The sequence below is a fragment of the Galbibacter orientalis DSM 19592 genome (assembly GCF_000260115.1).
Lineage (GTDB): Bacteria > Bacteroidota > Bacteroidia > Flavobacteriales > Flavobacteriaceae > Galbibacter > Galbibacter orientalis.
The window spans coordinates 1-14,978 of sequence record NZ_JH651380.1; the positions used below are offsets into that span (position 1 = coordinate 1).

Genomic DNA, 14,978 nt, shown 5'->3' on the forward strand with positions numbered 1-14,978 from the left:
CACTTTAAATAGGATTCAGTGGGTCACTTTCGCAGGATTACATGGGTCAGTTTGGCAAGAATTTCCATCTTGAGTGATAAATACTCCTGGCATCTGTCCCTGCATGGTAGCTAAAACATTAGTGACGGGTTGTTCCTCAATTGCAGCAGCGGTGATTTTAGAAATACTCCCCGTACGTTCTTTTTCAGATACCGTGTAATATCCAGCATTAACCGTAACAGCACCTAAATCGGTAATATCTTCTTCCAATACCAAGGAAAGTTCTTCGGTATCTCCCACTTTTACTACAAGGGTTTTAAAACCAATATAACTGACAACCAATACATCGGAAGGACTGGCCTCTAAATAAAAGATGCCATCTTCATTAGTGAACGTTCCCTGAACGGCGTCTCTTACTTCTACATTAACGCCTTGAATAGGAATGCCATTGGTATCAGTGACCACTCCTTTAATCCGATGTTGGTATGCAGCTAAATCAAATAAATTAATACCCCTGGTATTCCCAAATAGGGAATACGTTCCAATTGAAAAGATAAGCAGGGTAAATAATAGTATACACTTATCTCTTATTACACACTTTTTTTGTCATAATTTTGAAATGTTATTAGTTAGACTTCGTTTAATTGATACAAAGGCTTTCCGATCACTTTCCACAATGGCGGAGAGCCTTATTTTTTTAGTTTGAAACTAATTTATTGTTGATGCTTTTTTTGACTGTTTCTTCTTATATACTTTAATTTAAATTAGTTAAACATTTTAGTTTCGCCGTTTGAATTTCATACCAAAGTATGATAGTTCAGGTTGCCAGCGAAACCTTAAAAATTCGTTCTAAGCTTGCTAATAGTTTACACGGTGGTTTCCGTGATTCGTGAAGTGTATGATTACGAGATAATATTGTATCGTATGCCAAAATCAATAATTTATATCATCAATCCCGTAACAAAAATGGTCTAAATAGGACCTTTTGGTTTCTTTACAAAAAGTCTGTCCATGACCGATACCCTCAAACCATATGAAAGGTTTAAAGGCAATAAACAAAACCATAATGAGGTAGTTAGTTGGTTCATTATATAAAACATTGTAAATGCAATGCTAGAAAGCTATTGATGAAGAAATGCTATGAAAATGCGTAATAGTTTCTAAGTATAAAATAATTGGGTGTGAAACTCTACTTATTGTATCGGAGGTACTGGTATACCGGACAACGATAAGAGAGCCCACACCCGGGTTGTGAGCCAATTTACTTATCATCTCGTTGTCTAAAAATTACCAGTTTTCCGATACAAGATTCAAAGCAATTACTTCTAATATTTTTCTATTTGAAGAATTGCAAATATATGTTATTCAAAAACGAATATAATAAAAATAATTTAATCATTCGCTAAAGCGAACGGTTATTTTTTGATTATTTATTTCATTTGAGTATAGAAGTAGTATGAATGGCAATAAAAAATGATAAAAAAAAGCTAAATAAAACAAATGCGTTAATAAACAAGCATTTATGTAATTTTATTGCTGATAAATTTTTAAGGGTTACCAAGAATCAAGAGGGAAAAAGTATCTCTCAAAATCAATATTCCGATATGGTAGGACTATCTTCTTCAACTATAAGTAAATTAAAGTCCTTAGAAGGATATAATATACCCATCTCAACTATATATAATATTTGTAGGCATGAAAAATATTCCTTAAAAGTACTTTTTAAGGAATTTGAAGATAAATATGGGGTAGATATTCCAGAATGAATATTAAAAATTAATATATAGAAAGCCAATTCAATGTGATTGGCTTTTTATGTGTTTGAGGATTTCCGTAATGATAATATTTAATTTTTAGTTTTCTTTGTTCAGTAATTTTTATGCTTAAGGAGTTTATTGTTTTCTTGTGGTAAACTATTAATGGTTTTATTCCTAATTTTATAGAAAAGTTAAAATTAAAATAAAACAACTTAAAACATGCATTAAAGTTAATGACCCAAAATATATTAGCATGAATAGGGGCCACTAACTTTACTGCTATCATTGGCAATAATATGGAAACAACCAAACTAATTGAGAAAATAGAAGAAATTGAGAAACTTTATCCAACTGGAGATGATAGCGCGGATGAAAGAGCAAATTCTTTTTATTTATTAAGTCTTCAATTTGTAAGAAACTATATTGGAAAAGATACAGAATTTTATAATTCGTTGTTAAATTATAACAAAAATTATTCTGACCTTGCTTATAGTAAAAAAATAGAAGCAAGTTCTGTTTTAAGTTCAGTCAAAGGTTATTTAAAATTAAATCTTGACCTTAAAAAAAGCCAAAGTTACAATCTGAAAATTGACATAATTAGTGATTTTTTAAATCAAGCAGTAAATTTAGCGAATGATAAAAAATATCATCCTGCTGCTTCAGCAATATTACTTGGAGCATCACTTGAAGAGTTTTTGAAGCAATTATGTGGACAAAAAGAAGTTGACATATCTGAAATTAAAAAAACCATTGACCCAATTTCTCAAAAATTAAAAAAAGAGAATATTATAACAAAACAAGATTTCAAAGACATTAATTCTTGGGTTGGTTTAAGGAATGACGCGACACACGGAAACTTTGATGAAGTAAACGACAGGAAAAGAGTTTTAAATGCAATTGAAGGAGTTAACTTATTTATGAGGAAATATAGTAATTAAAACAGATATATGAGCGAATTTAAAATTGGAGATAACATTTTTCATAAGTCAAACTCAACAGTAGCCTGGACAATTGAAAAAATTGAGAATAATGAAGCAGTATGTTCAACTTTAGTGAAAGACACTTATGAGCAAAAGAAAGCCGTTTTTGCCTTAACATCAATTTCAAAATGTGCTGAACCAACATTTATAGTTGGAAAAAGAACTCGGAATAATCATTATTAAAATACTATTGCCAACAAAGATGTATAAAAATAATTGCTCGATTTAGGACTTAACCAAAGGTAGTTAAAAGTTTAATATGTCTGATTTTCCTGCGGAAAATCCTCGCACGTAAACCCGCAACTATTCTTATGTGTGCTGAGAGTAACGAACGGCTGAAATTCGTTACGTAGCTGTTTAAAAGATGGTGGAACCGACCCACTGGTGCTGTTCTACAGGGGAGAGCATCAAACCCCCATAAGGTGCTTTGGTAAAGAGCCAAGGTATTGAGCGTTATGGAAACGACTATGCCACGAGCGTGGTCAGGTATGAATAAAGGAGATGAATGCAAATGAACCTCTTATGAAGTGTTGAGAAAGTGCAACCTTCTGTCAAAAGTGTTTGAAGTATGACAAACATGATAAGTTTAGCGGTTACCTATTTACTGGCTAAGCGGCAGGCGTCATTTAGTAGGCATGACCTTTATTCGGGCTTATAAGCTGAACTCGGGAACCTGCTCCAAGATGCAGTGAAAAACACAATAGCGCAAACTAGAGGCTAAATAGAGATGCTTGGTATAGGGGTGGACTAACTCGTAGTAGTGAAGAAGCTCCTGTAATTGGAGTGGAGCAAAGGGGTTAGCTAATTTGATATACATGCTGCCAACTTGAAAAAAGAATGAGCTACTTTTGTATATCAAGTAAGAAGAGCCGTATGATGAGAGACCATCACGTACGGTGAGAGGGGAAGGGTGAAACTCTCTTTTCTTACTCGACATTAACCGTTAACTGTAATGCTGATAAATCGTGCAAAGCATTGAACATCGAGCTAAAAAGCCCACCGTACAAATAGCACATTCATTTTTCCCCAAACACTTACTCCAACTCTCTAAAATATAAAGGAGCTATTTTTTAGCCTCTGCACTCAAATTATTATACTATATTTAATATTATGTAGTATATGTTTTTATATTTGCTACTACTAATTAATGAATATCTGAAATATGGATAATTCTGAAAAGAAAGAAGACCGATTTAAACGAGTAGCCTCAAGGCGTGTGGAAAACATCCTTAAAGGAATCCGCAGTCTTTCAAAATGCTCTAATATTAATAATTACGAGTATAACGAAGAAGACTTAAATAAAATGGTCAAAGCAATTAAAAAGGAACTAAAAACAATGGAGATTCAATACAAGAAGAACCTCAAAAATAATACTGAATCTTTTAACTTTTAATATGAAAGATATATACCAAGACTTAATTACAGCCTATACACCAAAAGATGTTAGAGAGCTAATTCAAAAAATCGGACTTTCAAAAATTCGTTGGGAAGATGTTGGAGAAAGAAGAAACAACTTAGCAACAATAAACATAGGAACTGACCCAGCAGCTGGAGTTACAGAACGAATTACAAACGCGATAGATGCTGTTTTAGAAAAAGAATGGAAAAATCAAGGAGAACCTGATGGATTTAGAACACCACGCAGAGCATCTGAAAAGTGGTTTGAAATTGAAGACGGTAAGATATCTAGTATTAAATCGGCTAGAGATAAAAGAATTGAAACTCTGTCCGATTTAATTAGCGTTACACTTTACGATTCTGGAATAGATGAAAAACCAACAGTTGAAATTCGTGATAAAGGAATTGGGTTAGAGCCAGAACAATTTTCAGATACAATTTTAGCCTTAAATGGTAGTAATAAAATTGGTAAGTTGCATTTAATGGGAGCTTATGGACAGGGTGGCTCTACTGCTCTATCTTACAATAACAATACAATTATTATCTCAAAACCTTTTTTTAATGAAGATGGGAGAAAGAAAAAAAAAGTAGCATTTACAATAGTTCGTATTAACCAAGGAGACTTAGATAAAGATAAGCACGAATGGTACGAGTATATGGTTGAGAAATCGACTGGTCAACCATTTACTATTGAAATTGATGACGAAACTTTTGAACCTGGAACGTTAGTTCGTCATATATTAATGGATTTAGGGAAATTCAAAGGTAAAATTACTACACCTTCAAACTCGCTTTGGTATTTAGCTCACAACTATATGTTTGACCCTATTTTACCATTTACTATTTCAGACAGAAGAAAAAACCGAAAAGAAAATAGAACTGTCACAGGAAATAATAGGTTATTAACCTATACAGACAATTTAGAATACAAAAACAAGGTAAGGCAAACATTCAAAACTGGTAACGTAACAATTTATTGGTGGGTTCTAAATTCATTAGGAGAAGACCCCAAAAATAGAATAAAGAATTACACGACTGTTTCTCAACCAATTGTTATAACCTTTAACGGACAAAAACAAGGTACAATGTTAAACGGTCTAATTAAAAATGACCTAAAACTACCGTTTTTAGACCGATATCTTATAGTTCAAATAGAGGCTGACCATATGGATAATGATTCTAAAAGACAGCTTTTTAGTAGTACAAGAGAATCACTTCGAGATACATCCATACTTGAAGAGTTGAGAAAATTAACTATTGCAACTTTAGACGCTGATGACAAACTAAAAGAGCTTGATAGAAATAGAAAACAGCGATATTTCACAAAAGACGATTCGCAAGTACTAGATAGTTTAAAGAAAAGATTGGCAAGAAGAATAAACACATATCTTCAAAGCTCGGGAAGTGGGACAAGTGTCACAACTTCAAGCGGAACTAATGATGGAGATTCTTCAAATAAATTACCGGAAATTCCATTTACTGACCCACCAACATTTTTTGAAATTACCACGAAATCACCTAAAGAAGTTTATCCCAACAAACCATTTTCTATAAAATTCAAAACTGACGCACATCCAAATTACTTTGCTAAAACAGAAACTTTTGTAGCATTCATAGAATCGCAATCTTTTGGTTCATATACTGGAACAGCAAATGTTAGTGATGGTTATGGTATCGTCTACTTTAAAACAAATGAAGATACAGAAGTTGGAGAAAAAGGAGAAATAACATTAGAATTAAGACCAACAGGACAAAAATCTCTTAGTTCGTCAATAGAAGTAGTTGCAGTTGAAAGTCCAGAAAATTCAAACTCTAATAAAGATGGGGAAAATAAAAGCCCAAATATTAGAGTTGAATTTATAGATAAAGACCACTTATATTATCAAGAAAATGAATGGGATGAAAATAATGTTGCAGTTGTAAACAGCAGTCAAGATGAAGTAATAATATCCGTTTCGGAAGAAAATAAAAATCTAACTAAACTTGTTGCTAGAGCCCAAAGAACAAATGATGCAGCTGTTCAAGATATTAAGAACAAATACCTGGAACACATTTCTTTCTATGCGTTTATACTTGATAAAAATAGACCTGATGTAATTCTTTCAAAAGATGATGAACAAATTCCAGAAGAATCGTATCAAAAGCTGAAAGAATTTGAATTAATGAATGCAAGTGAAACTGTTTGCGGTATGATTTCAGATTTCTTCGAAATGATAATCACAGAAAATGTTAATAAAGAATCGGAAAGTTAATGATGGTAGAAGAATACATTACACCTTGGGCAAAAAAAAATGATTCAGACCCATTACATTCTTTATGTTCCTATTTAGGTGCTTTCCCACCTTCTTTGGCTAACTATTTTATCAAATATTTTACAGACAAAAATGATTTAGTATTTGATCCTTTTTCAGGTCGAGGAACTACTATTTTAGAAAGTAGAATGCTCGGTAGAAAATCTTTTGGTTCAGATTTAAACCCTATTGCACTTGCACTTAGTAAAGCAAAAAGTAATGAGATAAAAAAAGAAGATGTAATTAATAGAATCAATGACTTGCAATCTTATTATGATTATGCTCTTTTTTTTCCAGAGGCCGAGGGAGAATCTGAAGAAATACATTTGATTTTTCATTCGAGAACCATTGCCGAATTATGCTTTTTAAAATCAGAACTCTTAAATTCAGAGGATAAAATTGACCAATTCATTATTGGAGCAATTTTAGGAATAATGCACGGTGGTGTTAGAAAAGATGGTACTTCAGGTTATCTTTCTATAAGTATGCCTAATACTTTTAGTATGTCACCAGATTATGTAAGACGATTTGTCCAAACTAAAGAATTAAGTCGTGAATACAGAAACGTTTTCAGTATTTTAAAAGAAAAGGTTGACCGTGTTTTTAAAAAACATAAATCACCTAAAATTGAATCTAATATATTTAAATGTGACGCAAAAAACTTACTAAACTCAAAAGAGGTTTCGAAATATAAAGGTAAAGTAGATTTACTTCTGACATCACCACCTTATTTGGGAATTGTAAATTATGCTAAACAGAATTGGATTCGTTCTTGGTTTTTAGAATCTGACCCAAAAGAAGTATCTGAAAAATTAGATGATGATTTGAACATTAATCAATGGGTTAAGTTCGCAAAGGAAACAGCGTTCCAATTTAAAGAAATGATGAAACCAGATGGTGTTGCTGTATTTGTAATTGGAGACGTTGCACGCTCTTCAACAAGCGTTATTCCTTTAGCGCGTGAATTTGCAATGATGATTAAAGAAAATAATCTTTTTGAAAACACTTGGGTTTTCTCTGATTATATACAAGGAGTTGATAAGACAACTCGTATCTGGGGAGAAACAAAAGGGAAAGCAACTGCAACAGATAGAATAGTCATAGTTTCCGATGTAAATCCATTTATAAATAATGAACGATTAAACGGAGAAAAAACTGTGACATATGAATTAATTCAAGAAAGCACAAAACATTTTTTAGGATAAATTTTATGATTGGGAAATCGAAAGTATTAGATACAAATATTGAATGGTATGATGAAATAGACCCTTTGTCATTCTATGAAAAACATTTTGAAGATACTTTTCTGGCAAAGATGCACGAAGTATATCCCGATTTTACTGGTATACCATTTTCATTAAAAGTGAGTACTAGTCTTGGAGAAAACTCAAAACCAGATTTAGCTATGGTCAGAAATGACTACAAAGAATGGTATATCATTGAGGCAGAAATGGGAAGACACTCTTGGGATGATCACGTTGAAAAACAAGTTAGAGTTTTTTCAACTGGATATTATGCTCCAAAAAAAGTAGCTAAATATATTAATTCAAAAGAAAATTCTTTAGATATAAATAAACTAGAAGAAATGATTGACCAGATTCCACCAAAGGTTATGGTAATTGTAAATGAACCTAAACCGCAATGGGAAATTGCTATTAAAAAATATAAATCTTATTTAAGTATATTTCAAATCTACAAAGGTTTAAATGGTCTAGAATTATATAGAATATCTGGCGACACACCATTTATCTATAGAGATAAATCTCATTGTTCTTTTGTCAAAGGACTTAGTAACACAATGGAGATTTATACTCCTACTTTTGTGAACGAATCTAATGGTTCTGATATAATTGTATTTTTTAGAGGGAAAACAACTAAGTGGAAAATATCAAAAAATAATGGAAAGACCTATATAGTAATTGCAGGTCGGACTCACTTTTTACAACTTGAAAAAAAATATATGCTATATATTTCAAACAAAAACGAATATTATTTAGACATTAATTAAATGGGACAAATAAAAATAAATTTTACATCAGATATTATTAATTCTTATAAACGATTAGCTTATCGTATATGGTTTGCACTTGCTGAATATGTAGATAATTCCACACAAGCATATCTAAACAATCAAAAAGTACTAGATATAGTTTATGAGGAAGAACAAAGAAATTTAAGTGTTCATATAAACTACCATAAAGACACCAATATTAAGGATGATTTTTTTGAGATTATTGATAATTCAATGGGAATGTCATTTGAAGAATTGGAAAAAGCATTTCAAATTGGTTTACCACCAAATGATAATTCAGGAAGAAGTCGTTATGGTCTTGGAATGAAAACAGCTTCTTTTTGGCTCGGAGATGAGTGGACTATCACAACTAAAAAGTTAGGAGAAAAAAAAGAATATTCAATAACATTAAATATAGAAACAATAGCCGATGGAAATTTGGCATTAGATATTCAAGATAAAGATGCAGAGATAAATGAACATTATACAATTATCAAAGTCAGTAATTTAAGACGAAGGTTTAAAGGAATGACAATAGGTAAGATTAAGTCTTATTTATCTTCGATATACAGGTTTGATATATCTTCAGATATGCTTGATCTCTTCTGGAATGATGAAAAATTAGAATGGAATGGTTATTCAGATGATGATTTTGTAAAAAACTCAGAAAGACAACCCTACAAAAGGGATTTTGAACTTGAAATTGATGGGAAGAATGTAACTGGTTGGGCAGGAGTATTGAGTAATGGTAGCAGAAGTAAAGGTGGCTTCGCTCTTGTTCAAGGCAATAGAGTAATTCAAAGTCCTCCCAATGGTTATAAACCTGAAACTATATTTGGAGAACAAGAAGGAGGCATTAATAACCTTGTAAACCAAAGACTTGTAGGAGAACTCTTTTTAGAAGGGTTTGAAGTAAGTCACACCAAGGATAATATTCTTTGGGAAGGTACTCAAATGGACGATTTAGATGATGCAATTTTAGAGCAAATAGGAGATTTAAGAAAAGTAGCGAATGAATTCCGTAAAAATGCTGTCGATGAAAGAGCTCCTTCTGATGAAGACTTTGATTTTGCAGTTGATAAATTAATATCCGAACTAAATTCCGGAGAACTAAGCGATATCGTTCTTTCTAAAGTTGTTCCTCCAGACTCCTTAATTCTTGACTCAAATAAACAAATAGAAAAAGCAATAGTCGAATCAACAGAACCTACAATTATAAAACTAGCAGGTTTAACGATAAAATTATACATAGATGATAGAATGTCTGCAAATGACCCATATGTTATTAATGATTCTATTGGGGATAAAGACACCGTAATTGTAATTGTAAACAAAAATCATCCTTTTTGGAATGAACTTGATGGAGCAAAAGGGATTCTAAATTATTTAAGACAATGTGTTTATGATGCAGTATCTGAATGGAAAGCTTACTTTATAAAATCGACAATGCAACCAGACACGATAAAGCATATCAAAGATGACTTAATGAGAGTACCTTTTATAATTGACAAAAACAAAGTTTGATATATGCCAGCGCTTAAAGCCATAAACATTTCCAGTTGCTCCAGCCAATTTGCCACCAAAACTGTAAAAGAGTATATCTTCTGCTAACTCTAGCAAGTTTGTGGAAGAGCACTACAGGTAACAATGGTTGCACAAGCCATTAATTTTATAAAACAAGATAGGTTTAAGCCCTTTTAAGGGCTTTTATTTTACGATCTAATTAAGTTGTACGTTAAAATTAGAGAACTTAAAACAGCATAAAATATGTTTTTGAAGGGCTTTTAAAAAAGAAGACGAGACTTTTAAGCTTCCCACTTCACTTTTAGCATGTTTTTGGGTGAACTTTAAATACTTTTTAAGGTTGTAGGCAATGGCAGAGAGCTGCATACACTTATTGGCTTGTTTAATGCCAATAGTATTGACCTTTCTAAGTCCCATAAATTGGGTTATGGTATTTTTTGTTTTAACAGTGGAATATAAATGCAAGAAATAATTACTTATTTTATTTTAGGTAAAAGATTGAATATCTTCTCTCTATGATTCTTGCTTACAGGGATTTTTCGATTATTTATAAATAGAGTATTCCCTTCATATCCTTTTATGGCAGTTATATTAACTACATAGCTTCGATGTACCCGTTTAAAGAATCTAGAAGGAAGTTGCCCTTCTATTTTTTTTAAAACTGTGGAATATAAAAAATTACCATTGATGGTATTGATAGTGGTATAGTTACTATCTGCTTCCAAAAACAAAATTTCTTTTAATACAACCTTCTCAAAATGATTCTCTTTTTTAAGAAAAAGACTGTCGTTTATATGAAGTACTGTTCTTTTATCTTCTTTCTCTTTGGAGGTATTATGTTGATTTTTCTCTAATATGAGTTGTTTTCTTTTATAATAATTAACTAGTCCGAGCTCTAGGGCAATATTGACCTGATAGGCATTAAAAGGTTTTAAGATATAAGCATAAGGGGCAGCGCTTTTAGCTTTTTCAAGTATCGATTTATCTGCATGAGAAGTTAAAAAGATAAAAGGGAGATCATATTGGATGTTAATTATTTTAGCCAATTCAATTCCATTGATTCCCTCACCGAGCATAATATCCAACAAAACAATATCAATTATACAGTTACCCTGGAGTATTTTTAATGCATCTATTGCACTGTGAGCTGGAGGTAATACTTCATAACCCATTCTTGAAAGTTGCAAGGATATATCTTGTGCTAATATGGCTTCATCCTCGACAATTAGAACGCTAACTTTATTTGCTGTATTGGACATTGTTTATGAATTTTCGAATGAAATTTCCCAAATAGTACCAGAGTTTGATTTTTTACTGATAGTACCATTTACTTGTTTAACAAGTGAATAGATTAGTTTTATCCCAAACGAATCTGTTGTCTCCAGTTTTCCTATTTGAAACCCATTTCCGTTGTCTTGAATAGTTAAAAAAATTGTTGCTTCACTCTTAACTACATTAATTTTTAATTCGGGATTTGCTATATTGTGATATGCATATTTTAAGGCATTTATAATAATTTCATTTACGATTAAAGATAAAGGCACTGCTTTATCTATGTTAAGATTTATTTTTTGAATATGAAAAATTGGGCTAAAAGTAGCACCATAACCATAGAATAGACCTTCCACCAGCTCCGTAATGTACTCTTTTAATGGGATATAGGTTCCTAATTTATCCTGATATAACTTACGGTGAACTAAGGAAAGTGCTTCAACCCTGTTTTTGCCTTCTGATATTGCCTCTTTAGCGGGATGTCCAGATAGTTCTTGTTCTTGAAGACTTAATAAACTAGAAATCATCTGTAGGTTATTCTTTACGCGATGATTCAATTCTCTCAATAGTATAATTTTCTCTTGTTCTCTCTGATACAGTTCATTCTTTTGGATAGCTAAATTTTTATTAATCATTTTGATTTTTCTATGCGCCCTTGTTATAAGATATAACAAGGAAAAAAGAATGATTAACCCTAGACTTAATATGATTAAAAGCTTTTTTTGATTGGAATTAAGCTTTCCTAATAATTTAATTTCTGATTCTTTTTTATCTATTTCGTAGCCGCTTTTTATCCTTTCGATTCTTTGAATATTCTCTTTATTAACTAAGCTGTCCTGATACAGTTGAAATTGTTTCTGATAATAAAGCGCCTCTTTATAATTTACTTGATGAGAATAAAACTCAGAGAGTATTTGGCTCAGATCTCTAATCTGCTCTTTTAGTCCTATACTTTTTGAAATTTTCAAAGCGTTTAAGAAGATGTCTTTAGATTTCGTTAAACTATCTTGACTTTGGTAGACCTTCCCAAGTTCAATTAAATATATGGTGGATGAATATGAATCTCCTAAGGAATCCAAAATAGTAATGGCTTTAGTTAGGAATTCTTTGGAAGAAGAATTCATGCCCTTTGCAGCGTAAATCATTCCTAGATTGCCAAAAGCATACCCTTCGACAATCAGATCTCTTTTTGTTTGATTTAGTTTTAATCCTTTATTAAAACAAACCTGGGCACTATCTAAATATCCTGATAAGCGATAAGCTTCCCCAAGGTTTAATAAGGTATATAGTTTTTTTCGATTGTTTGCTGCATCATTATATATTAGGTAAGCATCCTTTAAGTATTGAATTGCTTCTCTGGGATTTCCGTCTGAAATATAGTTACTTGCCAATTGATTATAGGAAGCACCCTTTCTTTCATTCAACTTTAAAGAATCATAAATTTCTAAAGCATTTAAAGTGGCACTTAAAGATTTGTCATTATTCCCTAAACGACGTTCAACATGACTGATTTCTTCCCAGGATTCAGCAATAGCGATGGGTGATTTATTTTCTTTGGCTAAAATAAGTGCTTGTTTTGCTACATAAAGAGCTGAATCTAAATCTGGATGGTAATAAGCCAGTACACTTAATTCTTTAGCTTTTTGTTTGGAACTGAGCTTTTTGTTGTTTAATAGGTTAATGATACTATCTGCTTTTTTTCTATCCTGTGAAGTTGCGTTATAGGAAATCAAACAAAAAATAAATAGGAGGAAGCTGATTAAGAAAAAGTGATTATTTCTAAAACTGTTTCTATATTCCAACACCTGAACTTACTTTAATTAAAGGATCTATAATAAAAAAGTATTCTTTTTTTAATTCATTATGATTGGGATCTTTTATTTCAGCAGAAAAAAGAATGCTATAACTTAGAAAAGAATTTTCGGGACTTTTTGTTTTTAACCTACAAATTTCGGAGGGGTCTGGCTTCACGTATAAAATTCCGTCTGGACTGAATAAAACATTGTTTTGATCACAATCAAATATCTTATTCCAATTGTCATTATTAATCCCTTTTCTTTGATTGAAAGTGATTCCAATATTCACCACTTTTACACATATGAGTTTTATTTCTAAATGATTTTCTCTTGCTTCCTTCTTTAAAGACAATTCGATAGTGGTGTTTTCTTTTATTTCAGGAAATGTATTTCTAATGTAGATGAAATCATCAATTTCAATAGGTTTATACGAGGTACCTATACCAAGTTCACAAGATTGTAAAACTTGTTCTAATTCAGACATATTAATAGGGAAACTTGTGGATTCATTCCCATTCAGGACTATTTGTACTTGCATAGTTGTAGGTTTTTAATTATTGGATACGCTTCTCTTCAAATTTACTTAATTTATTTAAGATGTAAGAAATTACCTCGTCAATTTTATAAGTGTTCTCGAATTGAGCGCTCTTTTTATTTTAAAAGAACTATTAAAATGTATTCTGTCATTTTTTCATTTACTCGATATTTTGAGTCACTTACTAAAAATTATACCTCACTGACATATCTTTTTTCTATTCCCCACGAATCCACATGACCTTTACCTAAAGGTTATTCACAAAAATGGAATGTTCGAAAGATTTCAAATTTAAAGGATACCGCAATTATTAACCAAAATTTTTATATTATGTCATTTTTAAGAGATGCAATCCAATCACTGGATCCAACACCAGACAAGAAAAAAGAATTGACGCTAGCAGTTAATTTACTTTTTGAATTAGCAGAGCAAAAAAATGCTTTGCAGAAAGAATCTTTAAAACAGATGCTTAGAACTGCTGGGACACCTGAAAATCCTACAATTCCAATAACTAACACACTAGCTTTTCATGGAGAAACAAGAGCTTATGTATCCGAAAATGCTGGAACCCTAGTTGAAACTGTTACAGGGGCGGTGAAAAAATTTATAGGTGGCGATGCAGAAGGAATAGTTGACGGCATTGGAGAACTAGTAACTGGAGGCTTAGAAGCTATTTTAGGTGCTGGAGAAGGTACACAATCAGAAATGCATTCTTACTATATAATAGTAGATGGACTTTCAATAACAAGGTTTGATATTATGGCCTGGCAGCGAAGAATAGAGGCGACTGGAATTACAACTGCAATTGAAAATGCAATGACTTTTACTGCCGTAAAATCTAGCGTTGATGTTGATAAAATAACATTCAATACTTTTTTACAAGCGTATAAGGAACAATTGATGAAAATGGATTTTAATGATAAAGAACTTTTAGATTTTATCAAAAGATCGAAAGAGATTTTTGAACTTTTAAAAGATGCAAATTCAAAAAATCAAGAGCTTATACCATCTGTGGCTTCAGAACTTATCAATCCTGCTACTATAAATAGAATTGATTCGACTGAATCAGTTTCTTCAGGACTTTCTCTTATGTCTTCTTTGCAAAAAGGTTATACTTATTCATTTAGATTAACTTATGAAGTTTATGAGGGTAAGGAATACAAAGGAACCGTAAAAACGGATTGGGAAGTGTATTTTAAAGGACATCACCACGGAGTAAGACCTTCGGATAGAGATATTCAGAGACAACTAGTAGTATTAACTGGAGAAGTTGAAACTTGGTGTGAATTAAATGATATTCCTTTCCCAGGGGCTGAGGATATTCAAGCAAATTATCAGCTGGACACAAAATCATCCCATTAATAGGTATTTACTTGATGAAAGAATAAATTTGGTCAGAAGGGAAATTTAGTTTCCTTATCTGACCATTTTTTTC

General features: G+C 31.8%; 13 protein-coding genes and 1 pseudogene. 9 read left to right on the top strand and 5 right to left on the bottom strand.

The genetic code is table 11. The annotated features are described in order from the left end of the window. Positions 1–15 precede the first annotated feature (15 nt). Positions 16–444 carry a carboxypeptidase-like regulatory domain-containing protein gene (locus JOOMADRAFT_RS17215; RefSeq protein ID WP_040880241.1) on the bottom strand — a complete coding sequence of 143 codons (429 nt, stop codon included), beginning with the start codon at positions 442–444 and terminating at the stop codon, positions 16–18. Between the two features lie 995 nt (positions 445–1,439). On the opposite strand from JOOMADRAFT_RS17215, the gene JOOMADRAFT_RS17220 reads away from it, so the two are divergent. The 8 genes from JOOMADRAFT_RS17220 to JOOMADRAFT_RS17260 all read left to right on the top strand — a co-directional run bounded on the left by JOOMADRAFT_RS17220 (position 1,440) and on the right by JOOMADRAFT_RS17260 (position 9,940). Further along, complete coding sequence (locus JOOMADRAFT_RS17220) at positions 1,440–1,745, top strand: helix-turn-helix domain-containing protein (RefSeq protein ID WP_008615684.1); 306 nt, start codon at positions 1,440–1,442, stop codon at positions 1,743–1,745. A gap of 287 nt (positions 1,746–2,032) precedes the next feature. After that, positions 2,033–2,674, top strand: a complete 642-nt coding sequence (locus JOOMADRAFT_RS17230) for a DUF4145 domain-containing protein (protein WP_008615686.1) — start codon at positions 2,033–2,035, stop codon at positions 2,672–2,674. 9 nt (positions 2,675–2,683) lie between these two features. Beyond that, positions 2,684–2,899 carry a hypothetical protein gene (locus tag JOOMADRAFT_RS17235; RefSeq protein ID WP_008615688.1) on the top strand — a complete coding sequence of 72 codons (216 nt, stop codon included), beginning with the start codon at positions 2,684–2,686 and terminating at the stop codon, positions 2,897–2,899. A 979-nt stretch (positions 2,900–3,878) separates the two neighbouring features. Beyond that, entirely contained in the window at positions 3,879–4,109 is a 231-nt protein-coding gene (locus tag JOOMADRAFT_RS17240; protein WP_008615689.1) for a hypothetical protein, read from the top strand. A 1-nt stretch (position 4,110) separates the two neighbouring features. Next, on the top strand, positions 4,111–6,366 hold the full coding sequence (locus JOOMADRAFT_RS17245) for a hypothetical protein (RefSeq protein WP_008615690.1): 2,256 nt from the start codon (positions 4,111–4,113) through the stop codon (positions 6,364–6,366). Next, positions 6,366–7,610, top strand: a complete 1,245-nt coding sequence (locus JOOMADRAFT_RS17250) for a DNA methyltransferase (protein WP_008615691.1) — start codon at positions 6,366–6,368, stop codon at positions 7,608–7,610. Before JOOMADRAFT_RS17245 ends, JOOMADRAFT_RS17250 begins: the two co-directional genes overlap by 1 nt. Positions 7,611–7,615: 5 nt before the next feature. Beyond that, positions 7,616–8,413 carry a hypothetical protein gene (locus tag JOOMADRAFT_RS17255; protein ID WP_008615692.1) on the top strand — a complete coding sequence of 266 codons (798 nt, stop codon included), beginning with the start codon at positions 7,616–7,618 and terminating at the stop codon, positions 8,411–8,413. Beyond that, positions 8,414–9,940 carry an ATP-binding protein gene (locus tag JOOMADRAFT_RS17260; RefSeq protein WP_008615693.1) on the top strand — a complete coding sequence of 509 codons (1,527 nt, stop codon included), beginning with the start codon at positions 8,414–8,416 and terminating at the stop codon, positions 9,938–9,940. Between the two features lie 195 nt (positions 9,941–10,135). Here JOOMADRAFT_RS17260 and JOOMADRAFT_RS20810 read toward each other — a convergent pair. From JOOMADRAFT_RS20810 to JOOMADRAFT_RS17280, 4 genes and pseudogenes are all read right to left on the bottom strand, one after another. Continuing rightward, positions 10,136–10,372: pseudogene (locus JOOMADRAFT_RS20810) on the bottom strand (IS1182 family transposase); the annotation flags it as partial. 44 nt (positions 10,373–10,416) lie between these two features. Beyond that, positions 10,417–11,199 carry a LytR/AlgR family response regulator transcription factor gene (locus tag JOOMADRAFT_RS17270; RefSeq protein WP_008615695.1) on the bottom strand — a complete coding sequence of 261 codons (783 nt, stop codon included), beginning with the start codon at positions 11,197–11,199 and terminating at the stop codon, positions 10,417–10,419. A gap of 3 nt (positions 11,200–11,202) precedes the next feature. Further along, positions 11,203–13,017 (bottom strand): tetratricopeptide repeat-containing sensor histidine kinase, encoded by a 1,815-nt coding sequence (locus JOOMADRAFT_RS17275; protein WP_008615696.1) that lies wholly within the window; start codon positions 13,015–13,017, stop codon positions 11,203–11,205. Next, positions 13,004–13,546, bottom strand: coding sequence for a hypothetical protein (locus JOOMADRAFT_RS17280; protein WP_008615698.1), 543 nt, complete (start codon positions 13,544–13,546; stop codon positions 13,004–13,006). Before JOOMADRAFT_RS17280 ends, JOOMADRAFT_RS17275 begins: the two co-directional genes overlap by 14 nt. A gap of 327 nt (positions 13,547–13,873) precedes the next feature. Between JOOMADRAFT_RS17280 and JOOMADRAFT_RS17285 the strand changes: the two genes are divergently transcribed. Then, on the top strand, positions 13,874–14,905 hold the full coding sequence (locus JOOMADRAFT_RS17285; RefSeq protein ID WP_008615700.1) for a hypothetical protein: 1,032 nt from the start codon (positions 13,874–13,876) through the stop codon (positions 14,903–14,905). Positions 14,906–14,978 lie beyond the last annotated feature (73 nt).